Raw genomic sequence first — 17,863 nt, 5'->3', positions numbered from 1 at the left:
TTAGTCCTCCATCCCCGCGCGTATCTTCTGTTCCACCTGCCCGGCGTCCACCAATTGTTGCTCGCCGGTCTGCATATTCTTTAGCGCGACTTTATTCTGAGCCGCTTCCTCCTCGCCGATGATGGCCACGAAGCGGGCCGGGTAGCGGTTGGCTTGTTTGAGCTGGGCCTTGAGCCCGCGGCCGAGATAGTCCAGCTCGCAGGCGAGGCCTGCCCGCCGTAGCTCGGTCGCCAGCTTGAAGGCCAGCACGCGCGTCTTGTCGTCGAACGCCGCCACGAATACCGCGATGCCCCTGTCTGCCGTCGGCAGCAGTTGCTGCTTTTCAAGCGCCAGGAGGACCCTTTCCAGACCGATGGCGTAACCGATGGCCGGCGTCGGGTTGCCGCCGATCTCCTCGATCAGCCCGTCGTAGCGGCCGCCGCCGCACACGGCGCTCTGGGCGCCGAGCGGCGGGTACTGTATTTCGAAGGCCGTCTTGGTGTAGTAGTCGAGGCCGCGCACCAGCCGCGGGTTGAGCTTATAGTCGACGCCGGCGGCGGTCAGCACGGCCTGCAGGCCGGCGAAGTGGTCCCGGCACTCGTCGCAGAGGCAGTCGCTCAGTTGGGGCGCATCCTTGGAAAGCTGCTGGCACCTTTCGTTCTTGCAGTCGAGGATGCGCATCGGGTTGCGGTCGAAACGGGACCGGCAATCCTCGCAGAATTCGCCGAGGCTCCCTCTAAGGGCGTCCTGGATCTTGGCGCGGTAAACCGGGCGGCACTTGGGACAGCCGACCGAGTTGATGAACAGGTTGAGGTCTTTGAGGCCCAGCCTGGTAAAGAACTCGACCGCCGCCATGATGATCTCGGCGTCGACAATCGGGCCGGCGGAGCCGACCGCCTCGATGCCGAACTGGTGGAACTGACGGAACCGGCCGGCCTGGGGCTTGTCGTAACGGAACATCGGGCCGATATAATACAGCTTGGCCGGCTGGTTTTCGCCGTACAGCTTGTGTTCGAGGTAAGCGCGGACAGTGCCGGCGGTGTTCTCCGGCCTCAGCGTGATGCTCCGGCCGCCTTTGTCGGTGAAGGTGTACATTTCCTTCTGGACGATGTCGGTCGTCTCGCCGATGCCCCGCAGGAAAAGCTCGGTGTGTTCGAACACCGGCGTGCGGATTTCCTGGTAGCCATAGTCGCGGCACACTTCCCTGGCCGTCTTTTCCACGTACTGCCAGTGGCTGCTGCTGTCCGGCAATATATCTTTCGTGCCCCGTGGAGCGGAAATCTCCATCTTATTCTTTCCTCCTTAGCGGCTGAACAACGCGGCGATGAGAGCCTCCCGCCGCCGTATGTAGTGGTTGATGTTGGCGATATAAGTGTCGACGTCTTTGGGGTTGTAGCTGCTGTCGAGGCGGTGGTCGGCGGCAACCGCCTTGGTGGCGGCCGCAGGACCCACACCGATGATTGTCTGCCGTTCCTCGATGATCTGGATGTTGTAGAGGCATTCCGCGCCGGGACGGGCGTAGCCGACATTCTCCAGATTGCCGGTCATGTGCTTCTGGCGGTAGAGGTAATACGGCACAAGTCCCAGGCTGCCGGCCCCGTCGGCGGCGATGGCAAGCATGGCGGCGGTCGTGCGCTCGTCCGGCAACGTCACGTCCTCCTGGCCGGCGGCCAGGCGCGACCCCCGTTTGATTGCCAGGGTGTGGACGGTGATATTGTCGGGCGCAAGCGCGGCGATACTCGCCATTGTTGCGGCCATATCCTGTTCGGTCTCCTCCGGCAGGCCGGCGATTATGTCCATGTTAATAACCGGGATAGCGGCAGAGCGTATTTTCCTAAACATTACTATTATATCGCGGACGGTGTGGTTTCGTCCAATAAGTTTTAAGGTTTTTTCCTGCATCGTCTGCGGGTTTACGCTTACCCGCGTCACTCCCGCCGCCGCCATCGCCGCAACCTTGCCGTCGGTGATGCAGTCGGGTCGGCCGGCTTCGACGGTAAACTCGCGCGTGGCGCCGCTGACAAAAGCCCCGCGCACCTTCGCAAGCAGCCGGGCAAAGTCGGCGTCGCCAAGGCTGGTCGGGGTCCCGCCGCCGATGTACACCGTCTCGGCCGTAAGCCCCCAGCGGGCGATAAGCTCGGCGGCGGCGGCGATGTCGGCCTCAAGGGCGCTCAAAAAAGCCGCCACCTTTGCATGGTCGGCGGGCAGCACGTTGGCGGGAAACGAGCAGTACAGACACCGCGAGGGGCAATACGGCACGCTGACGTAAACGCTCACCAGGCGGCGGCCTTCCGGTCCGGCGTGCAGGAAAGAACGCTGCCTGAGGCCGATATCGGCGAGGAGGCGCGCTTTGTCCCGGTCGACGGCGTAGTCGGCGGCGAGCCTTTCAGCCGCCGCCGCGGGCGTGAGCCCGTTGTCCAGTAAACGATGCACGATCTTTATCGGCCGCACGCCGCGCAGGATGCCCCACGGCCCCGGACTGCGTCCGGTGAGCCGTTGCAAAATTGCATGCAGGTTGAGGCGCACAAGCCGCTGAACGGATCCGGCCTCCCCGTCTGCCGCCCTCTTCCGCCTGCTGTGGCAACCCAACACTCCTGCTTCGCGCCAGAAAAAAACCTCGGTTATGACCGACCTGTCCGTTCCGTCTGTCACTGTGTTGCGGATAAAAACGTCGCCTGCAGGGAGCTGGGCGGCAATATCGCCGTCCGCTAAAACACCGGCGGCGGGGAGGGCGAACAGCGCGGCGGCGTCCGCCACCGCACCGGCCAGTCCCCCGTCGGCAGCCGGCAGGTAATACCCGTTAACCTTCACGTCGCTTCTGGCACTCCTGGCAATAGCCGTAGAATTTCAACTGGTGGTCGACAATGGCGAATTTGCTCCGTTTGGCGATGGCCGTCTCCAGCGTTTCCAGCAGGTCGTCGCCGAATTCCTTCACCTTGCCGCAGTTAAGACAGATGAGATGATGATGGTGGTGGGGGGTGCTGGTCTCGTTGATCTCGTAGCGTTGCCGGCCGTCGCCGAAATCCAGCCGCTGGACGATTTCAAGTTCGCCGAACAACTCGAGGGTGCGGTAGACGGTCGCCAGGCCGATCTCAGGCGCCCGCTGGCGGACGATGGTGTAAACATCCTCGGCCGAAAGGTGCCGGTCGGGGTGATCGAGGAAAGCCTGAAGGATAGTCTGACGCTGCGATGTCAGCTTGTACTGGCGGTCGCGGAACTTCTGCCGCAGATCGGCCATTGTGATGCTCATTTGCTCAACCCCTTCCCACTGTTCACTCGTAGTGCCACAGATGCCTGTAGAGCACTTTCAGCAGGGCCGCCGCCGGCACCGCCAGGATCATGCCCACGACCCCCATCAGCTGTCCGCCGATAAGCAGGCTGATGATGACCGTCACTGGGTGAAGATCGATCGATTTGCCCATGATCTTGGGCACGATGATATGATTTTCGAGCTGGTGGATCACCAGGAAAAAGATGACGACCTTTACCGCCAGCTCGGGCGCGGCAAGATAGGCCAGGAATACCGCAGGAGCGGCGCCGATGATCGGGCCGATTATCGGGATGGTTTCGGTGAGGGCGGTCAGCAGTCCGAAGACGAGCGGGTAGTCGACTCCCAGAAAGTACATGCCGGCGAAGGCAAGACAGCCCATTACGACGCTGACGACCGCCTGGCCGCGAATATAGCCGCTGACCGTCGCCCCCATCTCCTCGACGATGACGCGTCCCTTATCCCGCCAGTCGGGCGGCAGCGCTTCGAGTGTCGACAGTTTCAGTTCCCGCCAGTCTTTAAGAAAATAGTACGTCAGCACCGGAACGACCACGAGCTCCACGACCTGGGAGGCAAAGCCCACGGTGGCGCCGAGGGCCCTGCGGCCGATCGTGACGGCGTAGGAGGCGGCGCTCGACAATATCTGGTCAATCATCAGCCGGATGTTGGCCGGCAGGTTTATGGAACTGGCCTGTTCCTCAAGCCGCCCTGTCAAAGCCTGGATTTTCTGTATCAGTACCGGCAGGTTGACGATCAACCGGTTGAACTCGCTGACGAACGGGGAAAAGATAAAGCTCACAATCGCCGCCAGTACACCGATGGCAACGACGATCGACAATGCTACCGCCAGGCCGTGAGGCACCAGGGAGCGACGGCCGATCCGCAAACGGACGAGATGATTTACCAGCGGATTGATGATGAAGGCGAAGACGATGGCGAGGATAATCGGCAGGTAAATCGGCGTAACCTTGCTGAGCAGATAGAACGCCGCCAGAACAACGACTATTTTCATCCAGATAAAATACGGTTTGGGCACAAGAAATCACTCCAACCCGTTAATTCTGAGGCCGTTCAGAAATCCCCAGGTGCACGTTCCGATTTCGCCAGCCTTGCGAGCGCGATAGGTCTAGTGACGATTGTTGGTACGAATTGTGTGCGGGGCGCACCGGAGGAGCAACGCCGCAGATGGGGGTTTATCAACGGCCGACACCTATTGGATGAACGGGTTCATCTTCTTCTCCCAGCCGATGCTCGTCTCCGGTCCGTGTCCGGGGTAGACTTTTACGCTGTCGTCGAGGACGAGGAGCTTTTCTTTGACGTTGGTGATAAGCTGGCTGTACGAGCCGCCGGGGAAATCGGTGCGGCCGATCGACTCGGCGAACAGCGTGTCGCCGCTGAAGAGAACGCCGTCGGTCTTCAGGCAGATGCAGCCCGGCGTGTGGCCGGGGGTGTGGATGACGGTCAGTTCGAGGCCGGCGGCGACCTTGATGACGTCGCCCTCTTTTAGCAGCGTGTCGGCCGGGCCGCAGGAAACGCTGCCGCCGATCCAGGCCGACAGGTTGAGCTGCCCGCTTGTAAGCATGCCGGCGTCGGCCTCGTGGATAAGGATGGGGGCGCCTGTGGCCTCCTTGACGCGCATGTTGCCCAGCACATGGTCGGCATGCCCGTGGGTATTGATGATATACTTGACGGTAAGTTTCTCCCTGCCGACGACGGCGAGGATTTCAGCCACGCTGCCGCCGGGATCGATTACCGCCGCCTCTCTTGTCTCTTCGTCAGAGACGATGTAGCAGTTCGTGCCGAGGCTGCCGACTTCCAGTTTGACAATTTTCACGTTGTCCTTCCTCCTTAAAACAGGCGGCCGCTGTCGAGCAGCATGGTTACCGGCCCGTGATTTTCAAGTTTTACGATCATTTCGGCCTGGAATTGGCCGCTTGCGGTCTTTACTCCGGTGTCCCGGCAGAAGGCGATGAACTTTTCGTATAGTTGCTGGGCTACGGCCGGCGGAGCGGCGGCGTCGAACCCCGGCCGACGGCCTTTGCGGCAGTCGCCGTAAAGGGTAAACTGCGAAACGACCAGCAATTCGCCGGCCACCTCCCGGAGGGACAGATTCATTTTACCCTGATCATCGGGAAAAATGCGCAGATTGACAATTTTTTCCGCCAGGTAGCGGACGTCCGCTTCGCCGTCGCCGTCGCCGACGCCGAGAAATACGGTAAGGCCGCGGCCTACTGCCGCTACCTGGTTACCGCCGACCGTCACCGACGCGGCGTCGGTGCGCTGCACCACCGCCCTCACAGCGCCCCTCCCACCGTCGGAGCGGCGCGCTGGACACTGTATACATCCTTGACCTTGCGCATCTTGTTCATTATATTCTCCAACTGGCTGAGACTGGCGATCTCCAGGCTTAGATAGATGGTGGCAAGTTTGTTCTTTTGGGTTTTGGCTTTGACCGAGCTGACGTTGATCTTGGCTTCGGACGTCATCATCAGTATCTCTGACAGGACGCCGGCCCGGTCGACACAGGAGATTTCCACCGGTACGCGGTAGAGGTTATCGGGAGTGACGTCCCATTCGACCTCGATCATCCGTTCGAATTCCTCGCGGCTGCCGAGGATGTTGGGGCAGTCGGTGCGGTGCACCGATACGCCGCGGCCGCGGGTGATGTAGCCGACGATTTCGTCGCCAGGCACAGGATTGCAACAGCGGGCCAGCCGTACCAGCACCCCGGCCTCGCCTTTAACAAGGACGCCGTGGCTCGCTTTGCTTTTGGCTTTTTTCGGTTTCACCTCGGCCACGATGGTGGCGAGGTCGACGGGAGCGGCAGTCCGCTGGGCCTTGCGATAAGCCTCTACGAGCTTGGTCATTACCCCCGGCAGCGATTGCCCGCCATAGCCGAGGGCGGCCACCAAGTCTTCCGCGCTCCCCCAGTTAAGCTTCCGGGCCAGTTCCTCCAGCCGGTCGCCTTTCGTCAGATCGGACACTTCGAAGCCCAGCCGCTTGCTCTCCTTCTCAAGCATCTCGCGGCCTTTGGCGATGTTCTCCTCCCGCTTCTCCTTCTTGAACCACTGGCGGATCTTGTTTTTCGTGTCGGTGGAGGCTACGATATTGAGCCAGTCGCGGCTGGGGCCGCCGGCCTGTTTGCTGGTGATGATCTCGACGATGTCGCCGTTGGTGAGTTTTGTCTCCAGCGGCACCATCTTGTTGTTGACGCGGGCGCCGGTGCAGCGGTGACCGACTTCGGTGTGGACGCGGTAGGCGAAGTCGATGGGGTTGGAGCCTGCCGGCAGATCGATGACGTCGCCCCGGGGAGTGAACACGAAGACTTCGTCGGTGAGAACGTCGAGCCGGACCGTCTCCATGAATTCCCGCGGATCGCGGAGATCCTGCTGCCATTCGAGCAGTTGCCGCAGCCAGGACAGCTTCTGGTCGTAATCCTTGTCGGTGTTCTTGCCGCCTTCCTTGTAACGCCAGTGGGCGGCAATGCCGTATTCGGAGATGCGGTGCATTTCCCAGGTCCTGATCTGGATTTCCAGCGGCTGGCCGGCGGGGCCGATAACGGTGGTGTGCAGCGACTGGTAGAGGTTGGACTTCGGCATGGCGATAAAATCCTTGAACCGGTACGGCAACGGCTTCCACAGCGTGTGGACGATGCCGAGCGCGCCGTAACAGTCCTTAACATTGTCGACAACGACCCTGACCGCCGACAGGTCGTATATCTCGCCGAGGTCTTTATGGTCTTTCTGCATCTTTTTGAAGATGCTGTAGAAATTCTTCGGCCGTCCCTGGATCTCGGCCCTGATGCCCATCGCTTCCAAACGCTCGCGCAGCAGAACGACAGCCTCGCCGATCATTTCCTCGCGTTCGGCCCTTTTCTGCTTGACCTCGTCGACGAGTTTGTAATAATTGTCCGGTTCCAGGAAACGGAAAGCCAGATCCTCAAGCTCCCATTTGACACGGAAAATACCCAGCCGGTGCGCCAGGGGGGCGAATATCTCCAGAGTCTCGCGCGCCGTTTCCCGCTGCTTCTCGGCGGACATAAACTTTAGGGTCCGCATATTGTGCAGGCGGTCGGCGAGTTTTATCAGCACCACGCGGATGTCCTTGGCCATTGCCAGGAACATCTTGCGGTAGTTTTCCAGTTGCTGTTCTTCCTTGGATTTATATTCGATGCGGCTCAGCTTGGTGACTCCGTCGACCAGCATGGCCACTTCCTTGCCAAACTGCTTTTCCAGTTCTTCGGCGGTAACCGTGGTATCCTCCACAACGTCGTGCAGGAGGGCGGCGCCGATGGTGACGGCGTCGAGCTGAAGATCGGCGAGAATTTTGGCGACACCCAGGGGATGAGAGATATACTCTGCCCCGGATACCCGCTTCTGCCCCTCATGGGCAGCCTGAGCAAAGCGATACGCCTTTTCGACCGTTGTCGCCGCTTCTTCCGGCAGATATGTCTTTATTTGGCCTATAAGATCACCGATGCCGATTGCCGGTTCGCTGCTCAAGAGTACACCTCCTCCCGACAAATTGCTTGCTATAGATTATTCCCCGTCTGTCGCCATCTTCCACAGTTCTTTGAGCGGCGAGCGGATCAGGCGCGTGTTGAGGGCGGCGTACCCCTGCCGGGCGGCAATGCCCGCGCAAAACGCGGCCGAGTGCTCCAGGTCCTGCTTCCGGTCCGGCACGGGCGCCAGAATAATTTTGTTCGCACTACTATCGTCCCGGCTCGCCAGACCTATCTCAGCGAGAACGGTGATACTTGCCGCCAGACTTTCCGGGCTGACGGCCTTGCCGCTCCTCGCAGCGACGGCCCGGGCCAGCAGCCGCGGCGGCAGACAGACGCTGCCATCAGGTTTGGCGGCCTCCCGGAGGGTGAGATACACCCACCCGATCATTTTACGATCGGGAAACAATTCTTCAAGTACAGCGCCGGCTTCGCGCCCGTCGGCGGCTGCATAGGCAAAATGCAACGTCACAGGCCCGCTTTGGGCGGCAGCCAAACGGCAGTAGGCGCCGAGCAACGCTTTCGTCAGCGGCGGGCTGTAAAATACGATGTCAGCGATATCATCTCCGTCGCCACCGTAATAACCGGCCGCCACCAGCACCCGCACATCCCCGACTGCATACCGATCACGCAGCCGCCGCTCCCGTTTCGCCCCCATGGCCGGGTGCCAGCAGCCCACATTGCCGGATGTTTCCGGCAGCCTGCGAAGCCTGCGGGCAAGCAGCACCGCTTCGCGGCGGTCATTTACCACGATAATGGTCTTCCGGCTGCCCGGCAGCAGTCGCGCCAGGTAAGCGTCCTTGTCTTCCCCGCGGGCGTCTGTAAGCCGCACATGGTCGGGCACCGCCGGCCGCACGCGGACATCATGGGCTTTAAGCTGGATGGTCCGCTGACCCTGCCACTCGTTGAACTCGGGTACAAACGCCAAATCGATAGTCGCGTCGCCTTCCAAACGGGCGGCCAGTCCGCCCAGATTCCAGCCAATGACATCGCCGTTGACGCGCTCCCGCCTCACCCTCAGCTTCAGATGGCGCCCCTCCTGCCCTACCGGCCTCACCCCGGTAACCGCCAATTCCTCGCAAACGAACACCGGACTGGGGTTGCCCGCGCCGTGAGGCGCCAAAGCGGCCAATTGCTGGAGAAGCGCGGCGTCGATCTCGTCCAGGGCGACGCGGGTATCGATATTTAACACCGGCTGATAATCGTCGGCCGTCAGCGTCGCTGCGGCAATAGCGCTGAGCCTGTCTCTCAGCAGATCGATCTTCGCGGCCTCCACGGTAAGTCCGGCCGCATACTGATGTCCGCCGAACTGGATGAGTAGGTCGGCGCACTGTTCGAGGGCGCGGTAAATATCGAAGCCGGGGATGCTGCGGCACGAGCCTTTGCCCACCCCGTCACGGACGCTGATCATGACAACCGGGCGGTAATACCTGTCCAGCAGGCGCGAAGCTACTATACCGATGACGCCGGGGTGCCAGTCCTCGCCCGCCAGCACAAGCACCTCTCCGGTGCCGGGGCCGGTAACGGCCAGCATCTCCTCCGCCGCCGTCAGCAGCTCCTTCTCCACCGTCTGGCGGCGGCTGTTCTCGGTGTCCAGTTCGGCGGCCAATTCCGTCGCCCGTGCGCCGTCACCGGTGATCAGCAGTTCCACCCCGGCGGCGGCGTGGCTCAGGCGGCCGGCCGCGTTCAGCCGCGGCGCGATGCCAAATCCCACCCTGCCTGTATCAATCTTCTCGGCCGGCAGGCCGGCGGCCTTCATTAATGCCTGGAGACCGATATTTTCCGTAACCGCGAGACGGGCCAGCCCCAGCTTGACCAGCACCCGGTTTTCCCCTGTCAGCGGCACAATATCGGCGATCGTACCGACCGCCACAAGATCGAGATAATCATAAAGCTCGGCATCGTCGCCCATATGCCGCTGCCAGAGCGCCTGGCAAAGCTTAAAAGCCACTCCCACCCCGGCCAGATTCTTTTCGGGATAAGAGCACCCGTTCTGTTTGGGATTAATCACGGCATGGGCCGGCGGCAAAACCTCCGGCGGCTGGTGGTGGTCGGTAACGACAATATCCATCCTGCCGGCGAACGCCGCCACTTCGTCAGCCGCGCTGATTCCGCAGTCGACCGTGACGATAAGTCGCGTGCCCAACTGAAACAACGACTCCAGCGCCGCCGCGTTGAGCCCGTAGCCCTCGTTCTGGCGTTCGGGGATATAATAATCCACCGCGCCGCCCAGCCGCTCTAGTACGCGGTAAAGCAGCGCCGTGGCCGTCACCCCGTCGACATCGTAATCGCCGTAAATCGTTATCCGCTCGCCGGCTTTGAGCGCGGCATCGATCCGGCCGGCCGCCCGCTCCATGCCCTGCATCAGATACGGATCGGGCAGTTCCTCCCGGCCGCCGTGCAAAAAGCGCCGGGCTTCGGCCTCGTCGCCAATGCCGCGGTTCACGAGCACCTGGGCGACGACCGGCGACATGCCAAGGCACCGCGCCAAACGCGCGGCCAGCTCGGTGCATGCCGGCCCAACGCGCCATAATTTTTCTGGTCTTGCCATACAACCTCCAACCGCCCCCACCCGCAGATGAGGCGGCGAACCGCTATATACCGTTCTTGCTCACTTCTTGGGCCTGTTCTTTGACCATTTCCTTATCCAGCCGTTCCTGCAGCGTTTTCGCCTCAGCCTCGAGCTCGCCCTGGCGATGGAGAGCCTTCTTTAATTGCCACCTCGCCTTGATCTGCATCGGGACAGCCAGCGACATCACGGCCAGCGCCCCGAAAGTCGCCGCCCCGAGAATGACGATGACAAGCGAAGTCTGAAAACTCCAAGTGACGAAAGAAACGGTCACCGGCAGAGAATTCTGGATGGCAAACGCTGCTACAAGTAAAGCAAAAACAAGCGCCAGTACCAAAGATAGCATAATTCCACCACCCCAGGTAAATTTACTTAAGTATCTATTATTCTCGCCAGCTGTTGATAATACCTTTCAATAACGCAAAAAACAATAACGCGAGCCGCCCCGCGTTATCACCGCCGTCGAATGCGTCGTCCGTAAAGAAAATACACTGCCAGCCTTCAGAGGCAGCGGCCCACGCGCTCGCTCCACGCTGCATTAACCATCGCATGCTTCTCAAGCTCCTCCAGCACATACAGGCTGCCCCCGGCCCGCTCGGCCAACTGGGCGAGAAAATCGCGGTGCGGTTTGAGCCCGATGCAGGCAAACCCGTAGCCGGACAGCTTTATCGCCGCCGCCGCCTCCAAAGCGTCGGTCAGCGGGTCGCGGGAGTGTTCGGCCACCGTCGGGATGCCGTCGGTAATAAGGATTATCAGCGGGTTGCGCACACTAGCCTCGCGCAGGTAAGCCTGGCACGTGGTCAAAGCGCCTGCCAGGGGCGTCGAGCCGAAGGACGTTATCCCCCGCAGGCTGCCCTCCACCTGCTGCCAGTCGCGGGTCAGCGGCTGGACCAGCTTAGCCGAGTCCTCCTGGAAAGCAATAATCGCCAGACGGTCCGGCGTGGACAACAACAAATGCCTGGCCAAAAACTTGGCCGCCCTGAGCCGTTGCCCCGTCATACTGGCGCTGGCATCGACCACCAGGCATATCTCCGCCTTCTGTCGTCGTTTGCGCACAAATTCCCGCAGGTCGGCGGCGGTTATTTCCAGACCGCCGTGCGCCGCTTCAAGGGCCCGTCTGGCAGCGGCGTTGACCGTCTCGGCAACGGCCAGTTCCCCGCATGTCCCGCTGCCGTCGCGCGGCTTAAGCTGCCGCGGCCCGTTACCGCCCTGCCCTTCCTCCGCCAGCAGCTTGCTGCGCCCCGGGCGCCATACCGGAGGGCGAAAAAGCCTGAAGGCTCGCCGCAGATAAGCCTCGATCTCCGGCAGATGCCTGTCGAGGTAAGACTTTAATCCTTGTCCGTACTCGGTGATGCGGACCTTCCCGCCCTCTACGGCCACAATCCCCTGCCGCTCCAGCCGCCGCAGCGCCTGCTCGCCGCTCCCCCGCCGCGCCAGCGACTGCAGCAACTTTTGCTCCCCCGCGCCGCCGTCAGCCTCAGCAAGCACATCCTTCACATCCTGTACAGTATCGAATTCGTCGGCCAGATCGGTGACATCCTGGAGATACTGGTGCCGCTGCACCGTCTCCGTCGCCCCGGCCCCTTTCTCGCGCAGGAACGAGTCCGACTGATCGCAGTAAGGGGAAAGATCGCCGCCGCTGCCCCCACCCCGGCCGTGGACTAGCCGTTCATTGCGTCTCAGCTCGAGTCCGGCCGCGCGGATAGCTTCCTCCGCCGCCATAACGAGGTAAAACAAACCGGCAACGTGCTCGCCGGGCAGCATGGCGGTGACATGCACGTGGTTTTCGTGGGCCCGCCGCAGGGAAAGCTTCTGCCCGTAATTGAGACTGCCCGTAATCCTGCCGCCGCCTGTTCCGGTCTGGACATCGACAAAATCCGCGCTGACCGCTGCGCCGCCGCCTCTAAACCCAAAATGGTGGCTGGCATAAATATTGTTGTGGAAACCGTATATCTCAACAGCCTGCCGCAGTCTGGCCGCCACCTGACGATGATCGACCCGGCCGCATTGATGGAAGATATCCAAGTGAAATACTTCGCCTTCGTTCTGCCGGTTATAAAATTTTCTGCCAGCGTCGACGTTCGTCAGGATGGTCACCGTCTCCGGCTGTGCCGCCTCCAAAGTGTGCATCTTCCGGCTGACCACCGTGCTCTGGCCTATCCGCGCCCCCCTGTTCTCCCTGATCATGGCCTGCAAAAGAGCGACCGGCCTTTCCAGTTCGTTGAAAAAACTGGCGTTGTAATCGAGTTTCGTCTCATACATGGCGGTTGCCGTCCTCGCCGCTCACGTATTTTTCCGCCGGCAGTTCGGCCAGGGGCACGGCCGTGCGGGGCGGAGCGACGATATTTGTATTCGTGGGATCGGCTATCGCACTCGCCGACGCCTGCTCCCCGCCAGCCGCCCCTTGTCCGCCGCCGCTGCCCGCTGAAGACTCCCGCCGCGAACGTCCCGATTCCAGCCGCCGTTTCAGCCCGGCCCACCAATTGCTCCAGCGCGAAGGCGCACCGCCGGCTTCGGCCGTCTCGGTCTGCGTTTTGTCCGGCGATTTGCCGGTTTCAACGGCCTGTACCCTGGATATCCGGTTGCCGTCCACCGCCTGCAAGTGCTTGAGGATACCCGCCAGCGTGGCGTTATCGGTCCGGTGGCCTAAAACCATCGGCGCCACCAGCGCGACATCCTCCGCCAGCGCCTTTCGCCGCCCGGCTTGGATAGCCGCCAGTCGGGCTGCAGTCTCCAACCCTTCTATGGCTCTCAGGCTCTCGAGATTGAAGTCGACATAAATCGCCGCCAGTATTGTGCGCAGTTCATCGCCGACCGCCACGCTCCGGAAGTCGCCCAGCCGAAAACCAGCCTCGTCCATCGCCGGCAGAGCCATACCTTCCCGCTGGGCAAGCATTGCCGCCACCGCCCGATAATCGTTGGGCCTACCCATATTCACCACCATATCGAACCTGTCGGCCAGCTGTCTGCGCACCTGGGCCAGCGCCCCTGGCTCCTCGTCGGGATTGGAGGCCGCCCACACCGTCACCTCCACCGGCATCTCCACAACCGGCAGCCCCGTTTCCTCTACCTGCACCCGGCCGGGCTTTGTACCCATCACATCGAGAAGGACATCGGCCAGCTCTGGTCCGGTGTCGGCCAACCGGTTGATTTCGTCGATGAAAACAACCCCGCGATGAGCCTGGAGAATCGTACCGGGGAGAAGAGCGGCCGCCGGACTGCGACTGTCGACAAGCCGCCCCAGATCAATGCTGCCGAGAACGGTGCCGACCTTCGCCGACTGAGAGATCTCCAAAAACGGGCAGGGCACTACCTCCCGGCCGATCCGGTCGATTGCCGCCGCGTCGAGTCCTTTGTGCTCCGGGCAATGAGGCCACGCCGGGTGGCAATTATAGATGCAGCCCTGTACGCGGACGATCGGCGGCAACTGCATTGCCGCCGCCCGCAGGATGGTGGTCTTTCCCGTACCGCGCAAGCCTTCCGCGTGAAGGTGAAAGGGATGGCGGCTCGTCAGCGCCGCGACCGACAGCTCTACGGCCCTGAATAAATCACTGTTGCCGTTATGACGGATCAACCGGTTGTACATCTTTTTCTCGCCCTCCCGCCTGTTTGTATTATTGTAACCCGCAGACCCCGCCCCTACCCGAACCAGGACATGAAAATCGGCGCCCCGCCATGCGAGCCGCCAGTCGTTACCGCCGGCAAAACGCCAGCCTTGGATATGAGCACAGGCCGAAACCGCCCCTCTCAGCCCATGATATATACTAGCACAAGGACAATCATCAGCAGCCCGCAGCCGAAACGGACGGCAGCCACAGCCGCCAGTCGCAGCAGGACGCGCGCCACCGTATCCCAACGGGGGGCCAGCGTTTTGCCGGCGAAAAACTCCCACACCACCAGGCCGAGAACCGGGCCCAGCAGGGCGTCGGCGGCAAGAATGCCGCCGATATTGCCAACCGAACTGTTGACGCAGAAAACTCGCGACAGCGAATAGCGGCGGGTGAGATAAAGCCGCAGCATCCGCCCCCCGACTTCGGCGGCGAAAGCCAGTGCCACAAGCGCCGCCACTACCCATGGAGGAGCGGCGGCGCCGGCCGCGCCCAGATAGAGGACAGCGGCGCCCATGATGACAAGAGTGCCCGGCAGACGAGGCATCAGCGTAAGTCCGAGGCCGACCAGCATTATGAGAATTACAGTGACTTTCAGCAATAACAAGTCCAGAGCCCCTCTTTTGGGCAGTTTCTACCTAGATTATTGCTGATTGCCGCCGTTTTTATGTACTGCATACGCCGTATAGCAGATAAACATAGTCGTCGCTGCGGCGGTCCAGGCCATAATCCCCAGAGCCGTATCATAGGGCAAAAAGGTCGCCAGGTAAACGGCGCCGCCCGCGGCTGTCACCGCCTTCCATGAAGCCATGCCGGTGCAGCAGGCCACATGCCGCCCGTTTACGACCATCGCCGGCACCATCGTCGTAGCGAATGTGCAAAACAGCACGCCGGCAAAAATCGCCCCCCCGGTCGGGCCGAAAACACCTGCGGCGGCGGCCGTCAGGGCCATCGGACCGGTTGCGCCGGCCGCAAGCACTATATAGGCCAGGGCTACCGTCAACACACCCTCGACAAGTTTGGCGGCCACGGTAAGCCACACAGCCCGGCCGCCCCGTCTCGCCAGGCAGGCGGCCGTTTCCGCCGCCAGGGCGGGCCGCATCCCGCCGGCGTTGTAGCCGAACAGCGCCATTACCAGCGGCCAGTCTATTTCCGCCGGCGGCGGCTGCGGCAATGCTCCGCCTCCGCCGGATGAGGCAAGCAGGATGACGATCGCCGGGACCAGCAGCAAAGAGCAATAATTGGCTATTATCAGCAGCTCGGCCAGGTAACCGGCCGCCATCAGGGTAAATAAGGCCAAGCATAGCGGCGCTGCCGCCGCCTGCGGCAGCCCGGTTAGGTCGCGCACCAACAGCGCGGCGAAATAACCGCCCGTCAGGGCGCTGGCCGGGATTGAAATCCCCAAGGTGATGACCGCGAACAGCTTTTTCACGCGCATCCCGAACAGTCGGCGGACGACGACTGCCAATTCGGCTCCGGTGCGTACGCCGATCCAGGCGGCAAGCCCTGTCAGTCCGGCGCCGAAGACGCTATAGGCCAGGATAATCGTGACGAATATCCCCGCGCCCGCTCTGGAGGTTTCGTCCGGAACCACGCCGGCGTTGTCGCCGGCGATATGGACGATTGCCAGCGACAGCGCCGGCAGGAGTATCCACATAGGCTCACCACCTTTTTGCTCCTACTATGATATTGCCTGATTCGCCGCTTGGTGCACCCGTATTACGGTAAAAACCGCCGCCCCTGGGAGCACAAAAAAACCCGGGATATTATCCCGGGTTTTGGGGCGGTATTTTATTTCGAACCCTTCAGTTTGGCTTCCACGCGGTGACGCTCGGACATCTCCTTCAGGGTTACCCAAATGGGGCTGGCATTGCATATCGAGGAATAGGCGCCAGCCACGAACCCGACCGTCAGGGCCAAGGCGAAGTTTTTCGTCGTCTCGCCGCCGAAGAAATAGAGGGCCAGCGAGCAAAACAGCACGGTCACGACGGTGTAGATCGAGCGGGTCATCGTCTGCCAGATGCTGCGGTTGACCATATCCTGAAAACTCTCCGTCTTACGGTGGGTCTTGAGGTTCTCGCGGATGCGGTCGAAGATGACAATGGTATCGTTGATGGAATAGCCGACGACTGTCAGGATGGCGGCCACGAAGGCGGCGTCGACTTCAAGCCTGAAGATCGAGAAAATGCCCAGCACGATGATGACATCGTGAATGATGGCCAGTACGGCCGAGACGCCGAATTTGAACTCGAACCGGAAGGTTATATAAGCGATCATCAGCAGCCAGGACACAATCAGGGCGATTATCGCCTGCTTGGTCAGCTCGGAGCCGATAATGGCGCCGACCTTCTCAACGCGGAGGACATCGAAGGCCCCCGCCTTCTGTTTCAGAGCCGCAAGCACCGTCGTACGCTCGCTTTCATCAAGCACATGGGTGCGGATAAACACGTTGGTCGCCGTTTCGGTCTGGGCGCCGGCCGCGAGCTGAATAGTACTGCCCTCCAAGCCGTAGTCCTTGAGAACGTCGCGTACCTGGGCGACGGAAACCGGCTGGGCGAATTTGAGATCGAGGAGCGTGCCGCCGGTGAAGTCGATGCCGAGGTTGAACCCCTGGATTGCGATGGAAATGAGGCAGGGAATTAAGATCAGCGCCGACAGCGCGAACCACCAGTAGCGTTTGCCGATAAAGTCGAATTTAAGTGACATCTGCCCCACCCCCTAAGCCCCGAATATTTTGCCGCTTTTGAACACGTTGGCGTTCATCAACGACTTGAGGAGATACTTGGTAACCGTAATGGCCGTGAACATACTCAGCAGGATGCCCAGGCCGAGAGTGATGGCGAAGCCCTTGATCGGACCTGAGCCGAGGAAGAAGAGGACAATCGCGGCGAACAAGGTCGTAACGTTGGAGTCGAAGATAGTGGTGAACGCACGGTTGAAGCCGGCGTCCATGGCGGCCCGCAGCGTTTTGCCGCCGCGGTACTCCTCCTTGAACCGCTCGAAGATCAGCACATTGGCGTCAACCGCCATGCCCATCGACAGGATGATGCCGGCAATGCCGGGGAGGGTCAGGGTGGCGTTGAGCATCTTGAGGGCCACCAGCAGCATCATGACGTACAGCATCAGAGTGATGTTGGCCACCACGCCCGCCAGGCGGTAGAAGGCGATCATGAAGACCACGATGGCGGCGATGCTTATTGTGAAAGCGATCTTGCTCTTGTCTTTCGAATCCTGGCCGAGAGTCGGGCCGACCGTCCGCGTCTCGATGATATTCATCTTGACGGGCAGCGCGCCGGAGCGCAGGAGAATGGCCAGATTCTGCGCCTCTTCGATGGTGCGCTGGCCGGTGATAACCGCCTTGCCGCTCGGGATGGCTTCCTGGACCACGGGGTTGGTAAGCACTTGGCCGTCAAGCGTGATGGCGATATGTTTGCCGACGTTCTTGGCCGTCAGGTCGCCGAATTTCTTGCCGCCTTCGTCGGTGAATTCGATACCGACGTCGTGGCGGTTGCTCTGAGTGATCTGGGCTTTGGCGTCTTTCAGGTCCTTGCCGGTGAGAACGGTCTTGCCGTCCTCGGTCTTGAACTCCAACAGCGCCGTCTTGCCGATCAGGGCGATGGCGCCCTCGGGATCCTTGACCCCAGGCAACTCGATGATGATGCGGCGGTCGCCCTGCCGCTGGATAATTGGCTCGGTGAGTCCCAGCTCGTTGACGCGGCGCTCCATGACCTTTACAACCCGCTGCATGGCGTCTTCGTTCACCTGGGCGTCCGGCGTCTCGACCGCTTCCATTACCACATGCGTTCCGCCCTGCAGATCGAGTCCCTGTTTCACCGACATAACCAGAGGCGAGATGTAAACGCCGAAAACAAGTAAAATGGCCAAAACAACCACCGAGAAAGTGGTCAGATTACCCCATCTCAAGGATTTTTCCCCCT

At 61.2% G+C, this 17,863-nt stretch carries 15 protein-coding genes; all 15 read right to left on the bottom strand.

Annotated features, from left to right (window positions below; genetic code table 11):
• The 15 genes from hisS to secD all read right to left on the bottom strand — a co-directional run bounded on the left by hisS (nucleotide 1) and on the right by secD (nucleotide 17,849).
• Nucleotides 1–1,266 (bottom strand): histidine--tRNA ligase, encoded by a 1,266-nt coding sequence (gene hisS / locus RIN56_00485; protein ID MDR7865257.1) that lies wholly within the window; start codon nucleotides 1,264–1,266, stop codon nucleotides 1–3.
• A gap of 15 nt (nucleotides 1,267–1,281) precedes the next feature.
• Nucleotides 1,282–2,790, bottom strand: a complete 1,509-nt coding sequence (gene hemZ, locus RIN56_00480) for a coproporphyrinogen dehydrogenase HemZ (GenBank protein ID MDR7865256.1) — start codon at nucleotides 2,788–2,790, stop codon at nucleotides 1,282–1,284.
• Nucleotides 2,780–3,229 carry a Fur family transcriptional regulator gene (locus tag RIN56_00475; protein ID MDR7865255.1) on the bottom strand — a complete coding sequence of 150 codons (450 nt, stop codon included), beginning with the start codon at nucleotides 3,227–3,229 and terminating at the stop codon, nucleotides 2,780–2,782. Before RIN56_00475 ends, hemZ begins: the two co-directional genes overlap by 11 nt.
• Before the next feature lie 22 nt (nucleotides 3,230–3,251).
• Nucleotides 3,252–4,259: an AI-2E family transporter gene (locus RIN56_00470; GenBank protein MDR7865254.1), complete on the bottom strand. Its 1,008-nt coding sequence runs from the start codon at nucleotides 4,257–4,259 to the stop codon at nucleotides 3,252–3,254.
• A 198-nt stretch (nucleotides 4,260–4,457) separates the two neighbouring features.
• On the bottom strand, nucleotides 4,458–5,081 hold the full coding sequence (locus RIN56_00465; GenBank protein ID MDR7865253.1) for an MBL fold metallo-hydrolase: 624 nt from the start codon (nucleotides 5,079–5,081) through the stop codon (nucleotides 4,458–4,460).
• 14 nt (nucleotides 5,082–5,095) lie between these two features.
• Nucleotides 5,096–5,545 carry a D-aminoacyl-tRNA deacylase gene (gene dtd / locus RIN56_00460; protein MDR7865252.1) on the bottom strand — a complete coding sequence of 150 codons (450 nt, stop codon included), beginning with the start codon at nucleotides 5,543–5,545 and terminating at the stop codon, nucleotides 5,096–5,098.
• Nucleotides 5,542–7,749, bottom strand: a complete 2,208-nt coding sequence (locus RIN56_00455; protein ID MDR7865251.1) for a bifunctional (p)ppGpp synthetase/guanosine-3',5'-bis(diphosphate) 3'-pyrophosphohydrolase — start codon at nucleotides 7,747–7,749, stop codon at nucleotides 5,542–5,544. Before RIN56_00455 ends, dtd begins: the two co-directional genes overlap by 4 nt.
• A gap of 36 nt (nucleotides 7,750–7,785) precedes the next feature.
• The gene (gene recJ / locus RIN56_00450) at nucleotides 7,786–10,239 is read right to left on the bottom strand and encodes a single-stranded-DNA-specific exonuclease RecJ (GenBank protein ID MDR7865250.1); all 2,454 of its coding nucleotides are present in this window, start codon (nucleotides 10,237–10,239) and stop codon (nucleotides 7,786–7,788) included.
• A 103-nt stretch (nucleotides 10,240–10,342) separates the two neighbouring features.
• Nucleotides 10,343–10,663, bottom strand: coding sequence for a LapA family protein (locus RIN56_00445; protein ID MDR7865249.1), 321 nt, complete (start codon nucleotides 10,661–10,663; stop codon nucleotides 10,343–10,345).
• A gap of 155 nt (nucleotides 10,664–10,818) precedes the next feature.
• The gene (locus tag RIN56_00440) at nucleotides 10,819–12,579 is read right to left on the bottom strand and encodes a VWA domain-containing protein (protein ID MDR7865248.1); all 1,761 of its coding nucleotides are present in this window, start codon (nucleotides 12,577–12,579) and stop codon (nucleotides 10,819–10,821) included.
• A complete protein-coding gene (locus RIN56_00435; protein ID MDR7865247.1) occupies nucleotides 12,572–13,903 on the bottom strand; it encodes a magnesium chelatase in 1,332 nt (443 codons plus the stop codon). The genes RIN56_00440 and RIN56_00435 overlap by 8 nt, the downstream gene beginning before the upstream one ends.
• Nucleotides 13,904–14,064: 161 nt before the next feature.
• Nucleotides 14,065–14,526, bottom strand: coding sequence for a DUF456 family protein (locus RIN56_00430; protein MDR7865246.1), 462 nt, complete (start codon nucleotides 14,524–14,526; stop codon nucleotides 14,065–14,067).
• 42 nt (nucleotides 14,527–14,568) lie between these two features.
• On the bottom strand, nucleotides 14,569–15,582 hold the full coding sequence (locus RIN56_00425; protein ID MDR7865245.1) for a hypothetical protein: 1,014 nt from the start codon (nucleotides 15,580–15,582) through the stop codon (nucleotides 14,569–14,571).
• Nucleotides 15,583–15,716: 134 nt separating this feature from the next.
• Nucleotides 15,717–16,631 (bottom strand): protein translocase subunit SecF, encoded by a 915-nt coding sequence (secF, locus tag RIN56_00420; GenBank protein ID MDR7865244.1) that lies wholly within the window; start codon nucleotides 16,629–16,631, stop codon nucleotides 15,717–15,719.
• A gap of 12 nt (nucleotides 16,632–16,643) precedes the next feature.
• Complete coding sequence (gene secD, locus RIN56_00415) at nucleotides 16,644–17,849, bottom strand: protein translocase subunit SecD (protein ID MDR7865243.1); 1,206 nt, start codon at nucleotides 17,847–17,849, stop codon at nucleotides 16,644–16,646.
• Between the last annotated feature and the right edge of the window lie 14 nt (nucleotides 17,850–17,863).

The organism is Sporomusaceae bacterium (genome assembly GCA_031460455.1).
Classification (GTDB): Bacteria; Bacillota; Negativicutes; order Sporomusales; family UBA7701; genus Anaeroselena.
This window is presented reverse-complemented; position numbering and strand designations above follow the sequence as displayed.